This window comes from Flavobacterium sp. WV_118_3 (assembly GCF_039778605.1).
In the GTDB taxonomy this organism is placed as follows: domain Bacteria; phylum Bacteroidota; class Bacteroidia; order Flavobacteriales; family Flavobacteriaceae; genus Flavobacterium.
Genome location: NZ_CP156060.1, coordinates 3,263,586 through 3,283,046, shown reverse-complemented (window position 1 = coordinate 3,283,046; position 19,461 = coordinate 3,263,586). Strand labels below are relative to the sequence as shown.

The 19,461-nt window shown below is 40.0% G+C and carries 17 protein-coding genes; 9 read left to right on the top strand and 8 right to left on the bottom strand.

Features of this window, described 5'->3' with window-relative positions:
- Nucleotides 1-13: 13 nt before the first annotated feature.
- From ABFU83_RS15430 to ABFU83_RS15400, 7 genes are all read left to right on the top strand, one after another.
- Nucleotides 14-1,903 (top strand): M1 family metallopeptidase, encoded by a 1,890-nt coding sequence (locus ABFU83_RS15430; protein WP_347067214.1) that lies wholly within the window; start codon nucleotides 14-16, stop codon nucleotides 1,901-1,903.
- 365 nt (nucleotides 1,904-2,268) lie between these two features.
- Entirely contained in the window at nucleotides 2,269-3,306 is a 1,038-nt protein-coding gene (locus ABFU83_RS15425; protein WP_347067212.1) for a patatin-like phospholipase family protein, read from the top strand.
- A 69-nt stretch (nucleotides 3,307-3,375) separates the two neighbouring features.
- Nucleotides 3,376-3,762, top strand: coding sequence for a ribonuclease P protein component (rnpA, locus tag ABFU83_RS15420; protein WP_347067211.1), 387 nt, complete (start codon nucleotides 3,376-3,378; stop codon nucleotides 3,760-3,762).
- A gap of 89 nt (nucleotides 3,763-3,851) precedes the next feature.
- On the top strand, nucleotides 3,852-4,676 hold the full coding sequence (locus ABFU83_RS15415; protein WP_347067209.1) for a DUF4349 domain-containing protein: 825 nt from the start codon (nucleotides 3,852-3,854) through the stop codon (nucleotides 4,674-4,676).
- Between the two features lie 2 nt (nucleotides 4,677-4,678).
- Entirely contained in the window at nucleotides 4,679-6,319 is a 1,641-nt protein-coding gene (locus ABFU83_RS15410) for a S41 family peptidase (protein WP_347067207.1), read from the top strand.
- A 67-nt stretch (nucleotides 6,320-6,386) separates the two neighbouring features.
- On the top strand, nucleotides 6,387-8,369 hold the full coding sequence (locus ABFU83_RS15405) for a KUP/HAK/KT family potassium transporter (protein ID WP_347067205.1): 1,983 nt from the start codon (nucleotides 6,387-6,389) through the stop codon (nucleotides 8,367-8,369).
- Between the two features lie 10 nt (nucleotides 8,370-8,379).
- The gene (locus tag ABFU83_RS15400) at nucleotides 8,380-9,198 is read left to right on the top strand and encodes an OmpA family protein (protein ID WP_347067204.1); all 819 of its coding nucleotides are present in this window, start codon (nucleotides 8,380-8,382) and stop codon (nucleotides 9,196-9,198) included.
- Between the two features lie 2 nt (nucleotides 9,199-9,200).
- Here ABFU83_RS15400 and ABFU83_RS15395 read toward each other — a convergent pair whose 3' ends face one another.
- From ABFU83_RS15395 to ABFU83_RS15370, 6 genes are all read right to left on the bottom strand, one after another.
- Nucleotides 9,201-9,650 carry a GNAT family N-acetyltransferase gene (locus ABFU83_RS15395; RefSeq protein ID WP_347067202.1) on the bottom strand — a complete coding sequence of 150 codons (450 nt, stop codon included), beginning with the start codon at nucleotides 9,648-9,650 and terminating at the stop codon, nucleotides 9,201-9,203.
- A gap of 20 nt (nucleotides 9,651-9,670) precedes the next feature.
- Nucleotides 9,671-10,657 (bottom strand): DUF4837 family protein, encoded by a 987-nt coding sequence (locus tag ABFU83_RS15390; RefSeq protein ID WP_347067200.1) that lies wholly within the window; start codon nucleotides 10,655-10,657, stop codon nucleotides 9,671-9,673.
- Between the two features lie 18 nt (nucleotides 10,658-10,675).
- Nucleotides 10,676-12,541, bottom strand: coding sequence for a LysM peptidoglycan-binding domain-containing protein (locus ABFU83_RS15385; protein ID WP_347067198.1), 1,866 nt, complete (start codon nucleotides 12,539-12,541; stop codon nucleotides 10,676-10,678).
- A gap of 104 nt (nucleotides 12,542-12,645) precedes the next feature.
- A complete protein-coding gene (pgk, locus tag ABFU83_RS15380; RefSeq protein WP_347067197.1) occupies nucleotides 12,646-13,833 on the bottom strand; it encodes a phosphoglycerate kinase in 1,188 nt (395 codons plus the stop codon).
- A gap of 157 nt (nucleotides 13,834-13,990) precedes the next feature.
- Nucleotides 13,991-14,248 carry a histidine kinase gene (locus ABFU83_RS15375; RefSeq protein WP_347067195.1) on the bottom strand — a complete coding sequence of 86 codons (258 nt, stop codon included), beginning with the start codon at nucleotides 14,246-14,248 and terminating at the stop codon, nucleotides 13,991-13,993.
- Nucleotides 14,249-14,506: 258 nt separating this feature from the next.
- The gene (locus tag ABFU83_RS15370) at nucleotides 14,507-14,725 is read right to left on the bottom strand and encodes a hypothetical protein (RefSeq protein ID WP_347067193.1); all 219 of its coding nucleotides are present in this window, start codon (nucleotides 14,723-14,725) and stop codon (nucleotides 14,507-14,509) included.
- Nucleotides 14,726-14,857: 132 nt separating this feature from the next.
- On the opposite strand from ABFU83_RS15370, the gene ABFU83_RS15365 reads away from it, so the two are divergent.
- Nucleotides 14,858-16,006 carry a DNA polymerase III subunit delta' gene (locus ABFU83_RS15365; RefSeq protein WP_347067192.1) on the top strand — a complete coding sequence of 383 codons (1,149 nt, stop codon included), beginning with the start codon at nucleotides 14,858-14,860 and terminating at the stop codon, nucleotides 16,004-16,006.
- Nucleotides 16,007-16,011: 5 nt separating this feature from the next.
- Entirely contained in the window at nucleotides 16,012-16,398 is a 387-nt protein-coding gene (locus ABFU83_RS15360) for a DoxX family membrane protein (protein ID WP_347067191.1), read from the top strand.
- Between the two features lie 65 nt (nucleotides 16,399-16,463).
- Here the strand turns inward: ABFU83_RS15360 and ABFU83_RS15355 are convergent, their stop codons facing one another.
- Nucleotides 16,464-18,743, bottom strand: a complete 2,280-nt coding sequence (locus ABFU83_RS15355; RefSeq protein ID WP_347067189.1) for a helix-turn-helix domain-containing protein — start codon at nucleotides 18,741-18,743, stop codon at nucleotides 16,464-16,466.
- A gap of 80 nt (nucleotides 18,744-18,823) precedes the next feature.
- On the bottom strand, nucleotides 18,824-19,393 hold the full coding sequence (locus ABFU83_RS15350; RefSeq protein ID WP_347067187.1) for an OmpH family outer membrane protein: 570 nt from the start codon (nucleotides 19,391-19,393) through the stop codon (nucleotides 18,824-18,826).
- Nucleotides 19,394-19,461: the final 68 nt, after the last annotated feature.

Here is a 19,461-nt window from a genome sequence, read left to right as displayed (position 1 = left end):
CAATTACTACAAAATGAAAAAGTTATTCTTACTTTCTTTACTGAGCATGGGCAGTTTGTGGGCACAAAAGAATCCGGATCCGGGTTACTGGCAACAGCATGTTGACTACAAAATGGAGGTAAACATGGATGTGAAAAACTTCCAGTACAAAGGAAAACAAACGCTTGTTTACACCAACAATTCGCCCGATACCTTACGCAAGGTATTTTACCATTTGTATTTTAATGCCTTTCAGCCGGGTAGCGAAATGGATGCCCGTTTAAAAACGATATCCGATCCGGACAAACGTATGGTCAAAAGCTTTAAAACCGGAGACAAAACGGTAAAAGAAAGTAGAATCAGCACTCTAAAACCAAACGAAATCGGTTTCCTTAAAGTAGCCAATTTCAAACAGGATGGCGAAACCGCCAATAACCGCGTAGTAGGAACCGTATTGGAAGTCGATTTGGCCAAACCGATTTTACCGGGAAAATCCACCACCTTTACGTTGGATTTTGACGGACAGGTGCCACTTCAAATCCGTCGTTCCGGAAGAAATTCCGACGAAGGTGTAGCCCTTTCGATGACACAATGGTACCCTAAAATTGCCGAATTCGACTTCGAAGGATGGCATGCCGATCCCTATATCGGACGGGAATTCCATGGTGTTTGGGGTGATTTCGACGTAAAAATCACGATCGACAAAGACTATGTAATCGGATCGACCGGATATTTACAAAACAAAAACGAAATCGGCCACGGCTATGAAGACAAAGGGACTACGGTAACCTATCCTAAAAAAACCAAAACCCTTACCTGGCATTTTATAGCTCCAATGGTTCATGATTTTGCATGGGGCGCCGACAAAGATTTTATCCACGATATTTATCCGGGACCCAACAATGTAGAATTGCACTTTTTCTACAAAAACAACCCAAAATACATGGACAAATGGAAAGAGCTTCAGCCAAAAACAGCTGCTCTAATGGACTTTTTCAATAAATCCGTAGGTGAATATCCTTACAAGCAATATTCTGTGATTCAGGGTGGCGACGGCGGTATGGAATATGCGATGTGTACGTTGATTACCGGCGACAGAAGTCTGCCGAGTTTAATTGGCGTAACCGCTCACGAAATGGCACATTCCTGGTTCCAACACGTGTTAGCGACCAACGAAAGCAAACATTTCTGGATGGACGAAGGATTTACCTCCTTTATTTCGGATTTGGCCATGATCAAGGTAATGGATAAAAAACTTCAGGAAGACGAAAATCCGTTCCAATCGGCCTACAACAACTATTTCTATATGGTCAATACCGGTCATGAGCAACCACAATCCACACATGCGGATCGCTTTGACGAAAACATGATTTACAGCATTTCGGCCTATAGCAAAGGGGAAGTATTTTTAACCCAATTGGGCTATGTAATCGGAATGGACAAAATGATGGAAACCCTAAAACGTTATTTCCGCGATTATAAATTTACGCACCCAACGCCAAACGACTTTAAACGTACGGCCGAGCGTGTTTCGGGAGCGTCATTGGATTGGTACCTAAACGACTGGACCAAAACCACAAATACCATCGATTACGGCATTAAATCGGTTACCGAAGATGGAAAAAACACTAAGGTAACACTGGAACGAATCGGAAGAATGCCAATGCCATTGGATATTCTTGTGCTATATCAGGACGGAACCAAAGAAAGTTTCTATATCCCGAATACCTTAATGCGTTGGAACAAAGAGAATCCGTTCCCGGAAATCCAGCGAACTGTTTTAGGAGGATGGGACTGGGCTTTTACCGCGTATGATTTCACCATCAACAAAGAGAAAAAAGCCATCAAAGCCATCGTAATCGATCCAAGCGATTTAATGGCCGATGTCAAAAAAGAAAACAACGTTTATGAGGCAAAGCCATAACGACAACACACCATAAAAAAAGCGGCTTTAAAGCCGCTTTTTTTGTATCTTGATTCCAAATACCAATAGCTATCGGTCTCTCCTGTTTATTTCCCATATTGCAATCTTTTGTCAGCCCGATGTCAACCCTCCTTTTTAATTAAATACTACCTTTACAAGGCTAAACAAAACCGAAACTAACGATGGATTTGCAGTCGATATCGTTTTGATCATTGATGGTAAAACTGCATCGTGGATCACGACGGGATTTCCGACTCGAAAAAAATTATCAAAATTAAAGCCTTATAAACGGTTATATAATCCTTTTGTAATACATTAGCCACAACAAAATCCCCTTCAAAACGGGATGGTAACACTACAGTACCATGTCAAAAAAAATACGAATATTAAGCCTTGATGGTGGTGGTATCCGCGGAATCATCACCTGCGTGGTCTTGAAATATATCGAAGAAGAATTACAAAAACTGGATAATCCAACTGCAAAATTAGGCGACTATTTTGATCTGATTGCCGGAAGCAGCACCGGAGGATTACTAACGTCCATCCTGTTATTTCCGGATAAAAACAAAAAAGCCAAATTTTCGGTGGAAGCCGCTTTGGATCTGTACGCCAAAAAAGGAGAAAGTATTTTTAATGTTTCGCTGTGGGAGCACATGATCAACCCGTTTGGATTGTTTAACGAAAAAATTTCGCAACGCAATCTGGAAAAACAACTTCTGGAAGTTTTTGGCGATTTGCAGTTACAAAATTTTATCAAACCTTGTTTGATCACGTCCTACGATATTGGTCAGCGGAAAGCAAAATTCTTTACCAGTCACGAAGCCGAATCGACTCTGGAAAATTTTTACGTCAGAGATGTATGTCGGGCGACAAGCGCTGCGCCAACCTACTTTGAACCGGCCAAAATAAAATCATTATACGGACAGGAATTCACTTTAATCGACGGTGGTGTTTATGCCAATAATCCGGCTTTGTGTGCCTATGCCGAAGCGCGTAAAATTGCCTTTTCTAAAATTCTGGGCGATCGGGAAAAAACAGATTTTCCAGCCATTAATGATATGATCATCATTTCTGTAGGAACCGGAGAAGTCCACAAACCGTATACTTTTGAAAAATTTGAAAACGCCGGTAAGATCAAATGGATCGGACCACTGATTGATATCTTGCTGTCTGCCAACGTGGAAACCGTCGATTATCACCTGACGAAAATGTACGAGACCTTAGGGCCACGCAACCAAAAAAACTATTACCGATTGATGCCACAATTAAAAAATGCCTCACCGGAAATGGACGATACCTCACAAAAAAATATCTACGAACTCATCCAGGCCGGTTTGTTTTATGTGGATCAAAACCGGGAAATGCTCCGGGAAATCGCGAAGAAACTGATCAAAAATAAATAAGCAATAGCAAACCTGTCGGCTATTAGTAAACACGACCCGTTTTATGCTACCTTTTTGTACCTTTGCCGGATGAAACATACCTATCCGAAAACCGAAAAACTCAAAAGCCGAAGCACAATCGACTTATTGTTCTCCCAGGGGAAGTCGGTTTCCAAATACCCATTGCGCCTGGTATATGTACCTTTGGAATCGGACGAATCGGACGAAAAAATCAAAATGGGTGTTTCCGTTTCAAAAAAATACTTTAAAAAAGCCGTAGACCGCAATTATTTTAAACGGGTGTTACGCGAAACCTACCGACTTAACAAAAACATGCTGTTGGATACGATCGATAAACCGTATGCCTTTATGTTTTTGTACCAAACCAAAGAACGCTTATCGTATCCCGAGATCGAAGAAAAAACCGTACAGCTTTTTGAAAAGTTTGCCGATTCCATCCAAAACAAAGAATTGTAAGATTTTTCATTGTATCGAATTCCAATTCCATCTAAAATTGTACTTTTAGTTGTGATTTTACGTTGTATATCAAACTAATGGCACTTTCTATGAAAAAAATACTCCTTGCTGTAGCGGTCCTTACCTTTTCTATTAGCTGTAAAAACCAACATTCCGAAGATGTGGCCGTGGCGGAATCCCTCGATGTCAAAATGATGAATCTGGAACCCGCGCCTATGGCTGATGAAGCTGCTGCTGCCGGCGGATCGGAAACCACTATCGAAGCTAAAATCATTAAAAATGCCAACCTTCGGTTTGAAACATCCGACCTCAACCAGTCGTATACCGATATTCAAAAGGCAATTATAAAATATAAAGCTGCCATCCAAAACGATGTAACCGGAAAAAACAACAATTCGGTTTACCGCAATCTGACGATCCGGATTCCGAATACGGCTTTTGATGCGTTTATCAACGATATCGGCAAAGGCGTTTCCCATTTTGATCGCAAAGAAATTGCATCCGATGATGTAACCGAAGAATATATCGATATCGAATCGCGCATCAATACCAAAAAAACCTTAGAAAAACGCTATCTTGATTTATTAAACAAAGCGACTAAAGTCTCCGAAATACTGGAAATCGAAAAAGGACTGGCAACGGTTCGCGAAGAAATTGAATCGATCGAAGGGCGGTTAAAATACCTGCAAAGCCGGATTGCGATGAGTACCATCACGATCGAAATGTACACTCAAAATGCCTCCGAAAGCGGCGTGACCGTTTCCTACGGCAGTAAAATGTGGAATTCGTTTAAAGAAGGCTTTTTCGGGATTTCAACTTTCTTCCTTGACCTACTGCAAGTTTGGCCATTTATCCTTATTTTCGTGTTACTTTTGGTGTATATACGCAAAAGATTAAAGAAAAAATCCGTTTAAAAATGCTACGTCAGTTTAAAAGAAGATATATTATTCCTGTAGTTGCGGGAGGTTTTTTGTTTGTAGGTGCCAGTTTCAGGGATGACTTTTTTGAAATTGCCAAGCAGATCGAAATCTTCACAACGCTATTTAAAACCGTCAATCAGAATTATGTAGACGAGACCAATCCGGCCGACTTGATGGACAAAGCCATTAAAAACATGTTGTTGGATCTGGATCCGTATACGGTTTACTTTAACGAACAGGATGTTGCGAAATTCAAGATCAATTCGACCGGTGAATATACCGGAATCGGTGCGTATATTTCACGACGCGAAGGGCGTTTGATTATCCGTGAGCCGTATAAAAACTTTCCAGCCGACAAAGCCGGTTTAAAAGCCGGTGATGAAATTGTTCAGATTGGCGATGTCAACTTAGTTGATTTTAAAGACGATGCCGCGCAACTTTTAAAAGGCTCTAAAAATTCCAAGATCGACATACAATACAAACGTCAGGGAAAACTAATGAAAACCCAAATTGTACTGGATGAAGTCGAAATTAAAGCGGTACCTTTTTATGCATTGTTAGCCGACAAAACAACCGGTTATATCGTATTGTCACAATTTAATGCGAAAGCATCGGCCGAAACCAAAGACGCGCTGGAAAAATTAAAAAGTCAGGGTGCGACCAAAATCATACTCGATTTACGCGGAAATCCGGGTGGTTTACTACATGAAGCGGTGAACATCTGTAATCTTTTTGTACCGCAAAACGAGGTCATCGTAACCACAAAATCAAAAATTGAAAAACACAATAACAGCTATAAAACACAAAAACAACCGGTTGACCTAACGATTCCACTAGCTGTTCTGGTTGATGGAAAAAGTGCGTCCGCGTCCGAAATTGTAGCCGGAGCATTACAGGATCTGGACCGAGCCGTAATTGTGGGCGCCCGAAGTTTCGGAAAAGGATTGGTACAACGTCCGTTGGATTTAACCTACGGAACACAGGTAAAAGTGACTATCTCCCGCTACTATACGCCATCCGGAAGATGTATTCAGGCATTGGATTATTCCAAAAAAGATAAAAACGGAAAAGCGATTCGTACCGATGCGAGTCAGTATAACGCTTTTAAAACCCGTAAAGGAAGAACCGTTTATGACGGTGGTGGTATTCAACCCGACATCGAGCTTGCAGAAGCCAAAACGAGTACGATCTCGGATGCTTTGCTAAAAAACGACGGGATTTTCAACTACGTAACGCAGTACTATTATAAAAATCCGAATTTAGGAACAACCATTCCGACTTTTTCGGACACCGATTTTACTGAATTCAAAGCCTTTTTGAAAAAAGAGAAATTCGAATTTGACACCGAAACCGAATTGGCTTTAAAAAACACCTTAGCCACAGCCAAAAAAGAAAAAATCGAAGAAAGTATTACTGCCGAATACCAACAACTATTAGCAGCCGTACAACGAAGTGAGGAAAAAGAGTTGGATAAAAACAAGTCGGAAATCAAAAAACTTATTGTCGACGAAATCATAAAACGCTATCAGTATAAAGAAGGATTGTATCAATATTACACAAAAAGTAACATAGAAATAACAAAAGCGCAAGCATTGCTCAATAATCAGTCGGAATACAATAAAATCCTTAAAAATTAATTTTCGCAAGAATTGTGTAGGACTTTCGTTTTTTATGATAATTTTGTGATTTTAAATATTTCACATCGTGAGTTCTACACACAGCAGTAACCACCTTAACAAAGTGACCCTAGGTGGTTTAATTGTCACATTAGGAATTATTTATGGAGATATCGGAACCTCTCCATTATACGTAATGAAAGCCATTGTTGGAAAACAGGCTATCGATCCGGATGTGGTACTTGGTGCGATTTCCTGTATTTTCTGGACGCTAACCATTCAGACAACTTTTAAGTATGTAATTCTCACATTACGTGCCGACAATAAAGGGGAAGGTGGAATCTTTTCGCTCTACACCCTTGTCAAAAAACTCAAAAAGCGCTGGCTGATCGTTCCCGCTATTCTGGGAGGAAGCGCCCTGCTCGCCGACGGTATTATTACACCACCCATTTCCGTATCATCAGCTATCGAAGGATTGCGAACTTATAATCCGGAACTAAACACCATTCCGATTGTTATTGGAATTCTTTTTGCTTTATTCTTTATTCAGCGATTCGGAACCAAACTGGTTGGAAAATTCTTCGGCCCATTAATGCTACTTTGGTTCGGAATGTTGGGAACGCTAGGTGTTATTCACCTGATGGGAAATGTTGCTGTATTAAAAGCACTAAACCCTTACTATGCTTTTCATTTATTAAAAATACACCACGAAGGATTCTATGTTTTAGGCTATGTATTCCTGTGTACCACCGGAGCGGAAGCCTTGTACAGTGACCTTGGACATTGTGGTATCAAAAACATCCGAATCAGCTGGATTTTTGTAAAAAGTATGCTGGTTTTAAACTACTTCGGTCAGGGAGCTTATCTGATTTCGAATACCGGAAGCACTTTAGTCGAACTAAGCGGAAACGCCAACAATCCCGGAAATCCATTCTATCTGGTGATGCCGGACTGGTTTTTACCATTCGGAATTGCGATCGCAACCATGGCAGCCGTTATTGCTTCGCAGGCATTGATTAGCGGATCGTTTACCTTGATCAGTGAAGCGATGCGTTTAAACCTATGGCCAAAAGTGCGCATCAAATACCCAACCGAATTAAAAGGGCAATTATACATTCCGTCTATCAACTGGTTGTTATTTATCGGATGTGTATTTATTGTCGTTCACTTTGAAGAATCCGGAAATATGGAAGCCGCCTACGGACTGGCAATCGTCATGTGTATGATTATGACCACCATTTTACTGGGCTTCTTTATGGTATTAAAACGCTATAACCCAATCTTTATCGTTTTGGTTATCGCTTTATACCTAACCATTGAAATCTCGTTCTTCCTGGCCAATATCGAAAAATTCCCGCATGGTGGTTATGTATCGGTATTCATTGCCGGCTTACTGGCCTTTATTATGATCGCCTGGTTTACCGCTAAAAAGATCCGAAAAGACTATACCGAATTCGTTAAAATCGACAAGTTTAAAAATGTTATTTCCGAGTTGAGTAACGACCTTTCGATACCAAAATATGCCACGCATTTGGTTTATATGACCAATGCCAGCCACGGAGATGAAGTGGAATCGAAAATTATTTATTCCATTTTGCAAAAGCGTCCGAAACGCGCCGATATTTACTGGCTGATTCACGTAAACGTAGTCGACGAACCGTATGAAATGGAATACCGCGTTCGTGAGATTGTAAAAGACGATATTATCCGGGTGGATTTCTATTTGGGATTCCGTGTCGCACCGCGCATTAACCTGTTGTTTAAAAAAGTAGTTCAGGATATGGTTAAAAACGGCGAAGTGGACATTACCAGTCGTTATGAATCCCTGAATCGAAACAACGTATTGGGTGATTTCAAGTTTGTACTAATCGAAAAATTTATGTCCTACGATAACGATTTCCCTTGGTACCAACGTATTATTCTGGATATTTATTTCTTCCTGAAAAAAATCAGTTTATCCGAAGAACAGGCTTTTGGACTGGATAGCAGTTCGGTAAAAATCGAACAATATCCAATTGTGATCCATCCGCCGGAAGACATCAGTCTGACCCGAATTAAAGACCGAAAATAACATCTGAAATATGAAACGTATTGCGCTTGTTTTTCTTTTTTTGCTGACGTGTCAGTTTCTGACGGCACAGGAAGAGGTTGTACATTCTGTTTATTTTGAATTTGACAAATTTAACCTGGAAGAAAAACAGGCCAATGACGTAGTAGCTTTCGTAAAGGCAATCGATACTTCCCGTATCGAGAGCATCCAGATTTACGGTTATTGCGACGATCGCGGTAAAGATGCCTATAACTATAAGCTGTCGAACAATCGGGCGAATACAATCAAAAATAAGCTGATTGAAAAGGGAATCAAAAACAAGATCATTGTAACCATCGAAGGCAAAGGGCGTGTTTTGATCGACGACGATATTGTGGACAACCTTCCGGAAGTACGCCAGAAAAACCGACGCGTCGATGTGGTGATGAACTTTAAACCGGTTCCGCCTAAACCGATTCCCGGAATGCATTCGACCATTAAAGGCGATCTGATAGTTGGCGACCGGATCTATCTTGAAAAAATCCTTTTTGATAAAGGAAGTAGTCGTTTAACGCTAAAATCGAAAAACGAACTGGAACGGGTGGCCAAGTTGTTACAGAAATACAAAAATCTGGAATTCGAAATTCAGGGTCATATTTGCTGTACACCTACGTTTCAAAAAGAGGCGATCGACAAAGACACCAAAAAGAGAATGCTTTCACACAACCGTGCTCAGGCTGTTTATAAATTTCTGATTCAGAAAAGAATCGACAAAAACCGAATGACATTTAAAGGCTACGGAAACACCCAACCTTTGGGCAATGGCCCGGATCAGGATCGACGCGTGGAATTGGTGATTACGAAAGTGTAACGTTATTTTATCTGCATTTCGATATGCGGAATATTATCTTCCAGGTATTCGTCCGAAGCCTGAACAAATCCGTGGGATTCGTAAAAACGTTTCAGGTATAATTGTGCCGAGATGGTGATGGTATCCGTACCGTAGTGTGCCCGGATTCCGTTTTTGGCTTCGCGAATCAGATCATGACCCCATTTGCGGTCGCGGTAGGATTGTTTCACCACTACCCTTCCAATGGAAGCGGCATTTTGAAAATAATCGCCCGGCTGGAAGATTCGGCAATAGGCTACCAATTCCCCGTTAAAAGTTCCCATTAGGTGTAGCGCTTTCTGATCTTTGCCATCAATATCCTGATAAACGCAATCCTGTTCGACTACAAAGATTTCGGAACGCAATTGTAGGCTAGCATATAGATCAGCAAGCGAAAGTTCGTTAAATCGCTTTATTTCGAATTTTAGAGTCATATCTGTATGGTTGTCATAAATTATTGCAGTATGTGAACGGATTTCATAATCGCTTCCAGTTCAAAAATCATATCTCTTTTGGCATTCGACGGATCGTAAACAAAACCTTCCAGAATGAGATAGCGTTTGTTTTTTTCATCGCGGATGGCATAATTCAGAAACGGTCCGCTCATAAAGTTATTCTGAAGTTCCCAGGTTCCTTTGGTTTCATAGGCGGTTTTGCCATCGAGACGGGTATTCATAAAATAGGGAGAATAGCCTTCTTCGGTGACCATCGAGGAATGTTCCATCGTTCCGCGGATATACAAAGCGCCCACCGAATCGCGGACTTTTACAATATTACCAACGATATCATTGTTCTTTTCAATTTGTGAAATCGGCACCTGATAGACCAAAAGACTGGAGCTACCGGATGGAATGTCTTTTTTCATCCAATAAAAATATTCCTTTTCATCGGCATAACGATACGTATCCGGAATTTCAATATTGATCATAAACACACCCCGAAGTTTATCGTCACTCAATCGGGCTTTTTCCATTTTATGCTGGACATAATGGATTTCGGAATATTTGATAATCGAAATAAGGGTTTCCGAATGGGTTTCGATCAGGTCGAGAATTTCGTGAATGGAATATCCGGTGATATAGAAAACATTTTGCGGTTTGGCATATTTGTTTTCCACGTGTTTGAATTCTTTGTTCAGTCCTTTGGACACGACCAAAATATTCCGGCTTTGTGTTACGACGCCTTCAAAAATTTTAGGAGAGTACTGGTTGATCGTAAAAATCGGTTCTTCCTGTGGCAATCCATCTACCGGATAAGCCAATTTTTTACGAAGACTGTCGCCCACTTCACCGTTCCACATCACATCGTCGATCACGATGGCAATTTCATTAATATTCCCTTTTGATTCAGGCAAAAATGCTTCCCCTTGTTTCTGTCTGTCTTTACAGGAAACAAGAGAAAGCATTGGTAAGAGTATTGCAAAAAAGATTGCTTTTTTCACGGATTATTTTGGGAGAATCTACCCGTTGATTTTAAGTTTCATTCCGGGTTTGATATTTTCGTTATCGATATTATTCCATTTTTTGATTTCGGCAACGGTAATGCCCGGGTGTTTTTTAGCGATGCTGAAAAGTGAATCCCCTTTCTGAACGATATACATTCTTTCTTTGTTGTAGTTGCGTTCTTTGCTGGAATCACGGTTTATGATTTCTTTTTTCACTTCTTTTTCAACCACCGCTACCGGTGCAGTTTCTTCAGCAGGTGCCTGAACCGTTAATTTCTGACCGATTTTGATTTCGCTGTTTTCGATGTTATTCCATTCTTTCAACTGATCGATCGTCACTTTATTCTTTTCGGCAATAGCGGTAAGGTTATCCCCTTTCTGAACAACATACAAATCGTTTTCGGTGGCTTTTGGTTCTATAATTTTAGGTTCGGCCATTTTTGGTTCCGCCGTTTTCTTTTTGGCTGCCGATCGGTCGGCTACCATAACATTGGTTTCGAATTCAATTTTTAGTTTTTGTCCGGCATTAACGGTATTCTTTTTCAGCTTGTTCCATTTCTTCAGTTCGGCAACGGTCACATTGTTTTTTGAAGAAATCTCCGACAGATTATCCCCGCGTTTCACGGTATAGTATTTAATGCGGGTCTTTTTCACCGACTTCATCGGTAAATCTTCCACATTGGCTACTGCAAGCGAATCGCGTTTTGTGGTACGTTGTGCAATCGCATCTTTACGAATGTTGGGAGAAGTAAACGGTTTTTCGCGTTTGCCTTCTTCATATTGCACATAGGCATAAATCTTATCTTCGTTCGAAACAAACATACCCGCTTTTTGTTTAGGCAAACGGATATAATGCGGTTTGTCGGTTACATACGGAACCACATCCAGTTTATAGATCGGGTTTAACAATCGCAATTGTTCTACCGGTATATCCAATAAATCAGAAAGTTGTTTGAACGACATTTTTTGTTTTACCATTAGCGTATCCGTTTCAAAATACGTCATTGGTGCGCGTTTCGGAACGATACCATGTTCTTTACGGTATTCGTAGATATACATGGTTGCCAGGAAAGCCGGAAGATAACCTTGTGTTTCCTTGTGCATGAATTTACGAATATTCCAATAGTTGGTCATTCCTCCGGAACGACGGATTGCTTTGGCTACGTTACCCGGTCCGGTATTATAGGACGCCAGCACCAGATCCCAGTCGCCAAAAATACCGTACATAGTCGACAAATACTGACAAGCGGCTTCGGTAGCTTTCATAGGATCGCTACGCTCGTCTACATAGGAATTCACTTCCAGGTTGTATTGTTTTCCGGTAGCATACATAAACTGCCATAATCCGGTAGCACCCACTCTTGATTTTGCTTTTGGATTTAAAGCCGATTCTACAACCGCTAAATATTTAACTTCCAATGGAATATTATATTTCGCAAGCTTTTCTTCAAACATCGGGAAATAATATTCCGAAATGGCCATCATTCTTTCGAAAGCTTTTGGTCTGTTTTTCAGGAATGATTTAATAATATTTTCAAGTCCCTGATTGTATTCGATGTTGAAAGGTGATTTTTCGTCCAGTCTTTTTAAGCGGTCCTTAAGTAAATCCGTAGGCAGGTCGTAGGCAACTTCCTGATCGATATTTACTTTGGCAAGATCAGATTCCATATCGGTAAACAAATCCTGATTGCTTAATTCCTTCATCCACATTTCGTCGATGCAGGCACTGGTTTCATATTTTACGAACGTCGATTTTAGGGAGTCCAGATAGGACAATTTGATTTCCGGTTTGGCCGGAACTTCGTTTTCGGCCGTCTCCTGAGCCATAGCGCCCAGACTGATCAGACCTAAAAACAAAGACAATATTTTTTTATTATCCATACATTCTATCTTATAACATGTTAAAGTTCAATTTCTTATGTAAGCCATGCAAACATAATAGCTAATAACTTATATTTTGTTTAAATATTGTTAAAAATGGCAATTTATTCCAAAATGGCTGCGATTCCGGGCAATGTTTTCCCTTCCAACATTTCCAACATAGCACCACCGCCGGTAGAAACATAGCTCATTTTCGGTTCCAATCCAAATTGTTTTACTGCAGCTACTGAATCGCCACCACCAACAAGCGAAAACGCTCCGTTTTTAGTAGCTTCAGCAATAAAGTTTCCAAGGGTAATGGTTCCTTCTGCAAATTTTTCCAATTCAAAAACGCCCAATGGCCCGTTCCATAAAATCGTTTTGGAATTTTTGATTACGTCTTTTAACGCTTCCAATGATTTCGGTCCAACGTCCAATCCCTGCCATCCATCCGGAATCTGATTGACATCAACAATTTGGGTATTGGCTTCGTTTGAAAAAGCATCGGCCGCCACGACATCCACCGGAAGGTGGATTTGTACGTTTTTAGCTTTTGCTTGTGCTATAATGTCTAATGCTAATTCCAGTTTATCATCTTCACAAATCGAATTTCCGATATTTCCGCCCAATGCTTTGATAAAGGTAAAGGTCATTCCGCCGCCAATAATCATATGGTCAATTTTATCCAGGATATTCTCAATTACAGTAATTTTAGACGATACTTTGGATCCACCTAAAACAGCCGTTACCGGTTTTTCGGCATGATGCAATACTTTGTTTAAACTTTCGATTTCTTTTGCCAACAGGAACCCGAAACATTTGTTTTCCGGGAAAAACTGGGCAATGATTGTTGTTGAAGCATGCGCACGGTGTGCCGTTCCGAAAGCATCATTTACATAGATGTCTCCCAGTTTGGCAAGTTTTTTAGCAAATTCCACATCGCCTTTTTCTTCTTCGGCATGGAAACGCAGATTTTCCAATAACAACACTTCACCCGGTTGTAAGTTGGCCGCTGCATTTTCGGCTACCGAACCGATACAATCGGATGCAAAGGTTACCGGAACACCCAATACCGCAGCGGTTTTGGCTACGATATGTTTTAGTGAATATTTTTCTTCCACGCCTTTCGGACGTCCTAAATGCGACATCAGAATAACGCTTCCACCCTCATTTAAAATTTTATCGATCGTTGGTTTGGCTGCTTCGATACGGGTTGCATCGGTTACTTCGAAATTTTCATTAAGCGGCACATTAAAGTCAACACGGATAATTGCTTTTTTATCTTTAAAATTAAAGTCGGTAAGGGTTTTCATTATATTTTATTTGTTGATTGTTTGTTTAATAATCTACAAATATAGTATTTTTATTTTTTATGCCCTTTTTTCTCTTTTATTCAAATTTTTTAAGCGGGTAAATGCGTAATATTTATTTATCGGAGCCGAAATGCAACTTTTAGTGCGGAAATGATTTTTAAAGGAACCTCAGTGGATCTGGGCTAAACGCTTTCTTTTTCCAGGTAGCAAAGCGCCAGATTGGGATACATCGGGAACGAAAGGATTTCCCAGTGCGCCCTCGCATCCGTTCCGAAAGCTGGACAATCGCATCGGCGGTACGATTGTCTTTCCGAATTACCAATGCATAAATACTATTCAGCGTATTAAACAAAAAATGCGGATTGATCTGTGCTTTGAGTAATGAAATTTCAGCCTGCATTTTATCGCGTTCCACATGTTGCAAACGTCTATTAATAACTAGGAAAAGACTTGTTAAATTTCCGATCAGATAAACCAAAATCGTATTCAGATGCTCGTTGGCTTGTTCATCGGTCCCGCTCCAAATCCGGGTTTTGGTCCTGGCGGGTGAATCGGCTTAGGGCGCGCCATTTTTTCGATATTAAAAAGATCCATATCCGGTTTGTCAAAAAAATGAGACGTCAAAAGCAATAGAATCAGAAAAACAAAAAGCAACCCAAAGTAAACGGTCTTTTTATTTAAAAAAATAGAGTTTTGGAATAAAATAGTAATAGTTCACATAGAAAAAAAGGAGCAATCCGACATAAACCGAAAAGTACGTCCGGTCGTGGCCATTGTGCAGAATATCCGGAATGCGTATAATACTGGTTTGCGAAGATAACAGGTATGGCAATACCAGAAATGACAGGCAAATACAAAAGTGGTAGGCATAAAACGAAATCTTCTTTTTCATTTTTCTAACAGTTAACCTATCAAAAATACAGTTATTGGATTGATGCGATAAATAATTGCGGTAAATAATGCAATTTTTGCGGTGAGCGCGAAAGCAGTTTTTACTGTTGGTGTTTTATTCTATATTTGCTCTATGCTATTTTCAGAAATTTTAGGACAAACCCACATTAAAAGCCATCTGACGAAAAGCGCCGATTCCGGACGCATTCCACATGCACAGCTTTTTGTTGGTCCGGAAGGATCGGGTACACTGGCGATGGCCATTTCGTATGCCCAATATATTTTATGTTCCAATACTAACGGAGAAAACACTTCTGGGAACGAAGCCTGTAACTTGAAATTCGAACATTTTTCACATCCCGATTTGCATTTTGTATTTCCGGTTTCGACCAACGACGAAGTGAAAAGTCACCCGGTAAGTGCCAACTTTTTAAAATACTGGCGTACGTTTATAACCGAAACACCTTATGGCAGTCTTTTCGACTGGTATAAAACCATTGGGATTCAGAACAAACAGGGACAAATTGGTGTAGACGAAGCTCAGGAAATTGTAAAGTCCTTATCGCTCAAAGCCTATGAAGGCGGTTATAAAGTGATGATTATCTGGATGGCCGATAAGATGAATATCGCTACGGCGAACAAACTTTTAAAATTACTGGAAGAACCACCGCAAAAAACGGTATTTCTGTTGATCACCGAAAATGAAAACGATATACTGCAAACGATTTTATCCCGTTGTCAGGTTTTACATTTTGGCGGACTTCCGGAAAGTATTATCGCCGATGCTTTGGTTTCACGTGAAAAAACAGACGAAAAAGTGGCTTATAAAATAGCACATCAGGCACAGGGAAATTATAATAAAGCCTTACAGTTGCTACACAAAACCGAGGACGATTATCCGTTTGAAGCCTGGTTTGTACAGTGGGTTCGGGCAGCATTTCGCGCCAAAGGAAATGCAGCGGCGATTCAGGATCTGATTTCCTGGAGTGAGACCATCGCCGGAATTGGTCGTGAAGCACAAAAACAATTTTTGCATTTTTGTATTGAAATGTTTCGTCAGGCCTTATTACTCAACTACCAATCCCCTTCCCTGGTTTATATAGAACCTACGGTTGAAAAATTTAAACTGGAGAATTTTGCTCCTTTCGTAAACAGTAATAATATCAACGATATTTTTAAAGAATTGTCGGATGCGATTTACCATATTGAGCGTAACGGAAACGCAAAAATTATCCTGACCGATTTATCGATAAAACTAACACGTTTAATTCATAAAAAATAAACACCATGACGAATACGGAAATTTTCGGAATTTTAATTCTGGCTTTTTTGGCCATCACTTTTTTACAATCCGGCTATGATAAAATTATGGACTGGAAAGGAAACGTCGAATGGCTTAAAGGTCATTTTGCACAAACATTTATCAAAAATCAAGTGCCACAATCGTTGTTTTTAATTTTAGTATTGGAAGTAATTGCCGGTGCTTTATGTGTAATCGGAATTGCACAACTGGTTATGAACGGTGTGACAACTTTTGGTCATTATGGTGCAACTTTTTCTTGTGTTACGTTACTGTTTTTACTTTTCGGACAACGTATTGCAAAAGATTATGACGGCGCACGAACCATCGTAATCTATTTTATTCCTGCGATTTTAGCGGTTTACTGGTTATAAGAAATAACTTTCTTTTTTAAATAGCACACCTGACAGGTTTCGAAAACCTGTCAGGTGTTTTTTTATCAACTGTTTTTTTGTAAAACGGCTTTGTACAAGCGGAGTTCTTCCCAGCTAAATTCATCGCCGTATTTTTCTTTTATTTCGCCTAAGCCTTCGCCGCTATATTCTTTAAAAGCCGATGCCAGATTTTTGAGTTTATCTTGTGGCAAAATATCCGAAATTTCGATCGCTTCCATCTGAATCAGTTTTGAAAAATGGGTATATACCGTCCCCACGGTAAGTTTCCGGATTCCGGCAATTTCGGTAATCGATAGGTTTTGCGTCCACAATTCCAGCGTCTCTTCGTAGGTTGATTTTTTCGGTTCTTTTGTTTTTTTCTTTTTCGCCGTATAGCGTTCGATATCCGCTTCATCCTCGATAAGCGTAACCGCTGTTTTTCGCAACGCCTCCCGGATAATTTCAATCTTATCCTGTTTGTATTTTTGCAAGTAGGGCGATACCAATACTTCTTTTGATATTTCTTTGTTTTCCAAAACGGCACGTAGCAACAATTTGACTTTTAACAATCGTAAAACCGCATTGGTTTGCAACTCCTCCAGTTCCGACAATTCTTCGAAAAAAGCTTTTACTTTTTTCAGGCGTTTGATCTCCTCTATTTTCCAGTACAACTCGAAAGTCAGCTCGTCCATTTTCGGGAAAAAATAATCGAATGCTTTATTGATCCGCTCTTCTATAAAAGCCAGATCGACCGGTTCCTGCTGAAACAATTTTGTGAGTTGCGCGATAAATTTTTGCGATGGTTCCCGCAATTCATGTACCGCCAGTGATTGTTGTTGCGCCCATACCTTCGATTGTCCTTTAGGCGATTTTCCGGTTTCCGACAGGTAGGTTTGCTGATGTTTGCTCCATTGCGCAGCCAGTTCGTGCCAGTTAAAACTGTCTTTCAGATAATTAAGTAAAAAAACACGTGTTTCGGATACCAATTCCCCTTCCAGTTTTTCGACCGAAACCCGGCTTTGTGCATAATCCATCACATCGGCATCGTTGGAAATACCATTCATTTGTATCGCAGAAAGCAAAATAAGCCCTTTTAACGAACGCAAACGCGAAAGAGCAACATAGGCTTGTCCGGGCAGAAAAACCTGCGATACATCGAGCGCTGCTTTGTCGAACGTCAAACCCTGGCTTTTGTGTACGGTAATTGCCCAGGCGAGTTTGATTGGATAGTGCGTAAAAGTGCCTAAAATCTCCTCTTCAATTTCCTTGGTCATTTCGTCCACATAGTACCGAATATTTTTCCATTCGTAACGTTCGACTTCGATGGTTTTATTTTCTTCCGGAAAATGCACAAAAATTTCACGGGGCGAAATCGATTTTACAACACCCATTTTTCCGTTAAAATATTGTTTTTCAAACGAAAGATCGTTTTTCACAAACATCACCTGCGCACCAACTTTTAATTTGAGCTGTTCTTCCACCGGAAAGATCTTATCCGGAAAATCACCTACAATTTCCGGCAGAAACGTATAAACTTCTCCATCCAGTTCCTCCAGCGCAGTACTATTGATAGCGTCGGCTTTGGCATTATGTGTAGTAAGGGTGATGAAACCGGGATTCTTTTTAAAATCGAAATCCGGTTGTACATATTGGTTTAAAATAGCCAGGTCATTTGTCGTAACCGTATTATTTCGCAGGTTGTTTAAAACAGAAATAAATTCGGAATCGGTTTGCCTGAAAATTTTGTCCAGTTCGATATACAAAGGCGGGTTTTGCTGAATCACATGGGAATGAAAAAAGAATTTCCCACGATAGTAACGCTGTAAAACCGACCATTCTTCATTTTTGATGACTGGTGGTAATTGTAGTAAATCTCCTATAAATAATACTTGGACGCCACCAAAAGGCATTTCATTTCTGCGGACTTTACGCAACATAAAATCCATAGCATCCATAATGTCTACACGAAGCATACTCACTTCATCGATAACCAGCAATTCCATATTCTGAATAACGGCACGTTTGGCACCATTCATTTTAAAATGCCGGCTTAAAGTATTTCTATTTTCGAACCGTGAATTTTCAGAAATATACGGATCTGTATTGGCATCCGGGAGAAATGCCGCAAAGGGTAACTGAAACATCGAATGTATCGTAACACCACCTGCGTTCAAAGCCGCAATACCCGTAGGTGCTACAACAACAGTATTCTTATGTGTAGTCGTAATGATTTCGCGGAGCAATGTCGTTTTACCGGTTCCGGCTTTACCGGTAAGGAAAACCGACTTTTGCGTTTGGTTAATGAAACGCAAAACATAGGCAGCAGCATTCGAAATAGTTTCCATTTGGCGTATATTTTAAAAACTAAAAATACAATTATTTATCTGATTTTCAATAAAAAAGCCTTCACAAGGAAGGCTTTTCATTATTTCTTTTCTTCAGTTTTCTCTTCTTTTTTATCAGAAGATTTGTACTTATCGTTTAATTCTTTGCTGATTTTTTCGGTAATATCCAAACCTTCTTTTCCGTATAAGATTGTAGCGGCATCACCCGTTCCGTAGATATATTCGTAATTGTTTTTCTTACCGTAATCTTTGATATAATCTTTAATTCTTTTTACCAAAGAATCCATTTCTTTACCACTTTCCTGTTGCAATGTTTGTAACATCGCTTGTTGTTTCATATTGATTTGTTGCTCTCTTTTTTGCAACTCTGCTCCTTTTTGTTGTGCCCAGGCCATACCTTTAACCTGTGCATCTCTTTGGAAATTGGCAGCATCAGACTGGAATTGTTTGGCTTCACCCTCTAATTCTCTTCCCATTTCCTGCGACTTGGTTTTGTATTTTGACTCAATATCTTTAGCTTCCTGATTTTCTTCTATCAATTTAGAAGTATCTACATAAGCCGTTTTATTTTCTGAAGCAGTAGTTGCTCCTTCTTTGTTGCAAGAAAACATTGCCAACGCAAGTCCGATAATTAAAAAGGATTTTTTCATTTTATCAATTATGATTTTTAAAATTTTTGTAAAAATAAGAATTCGTATTAAAGTTCCAAAAGTTGTAC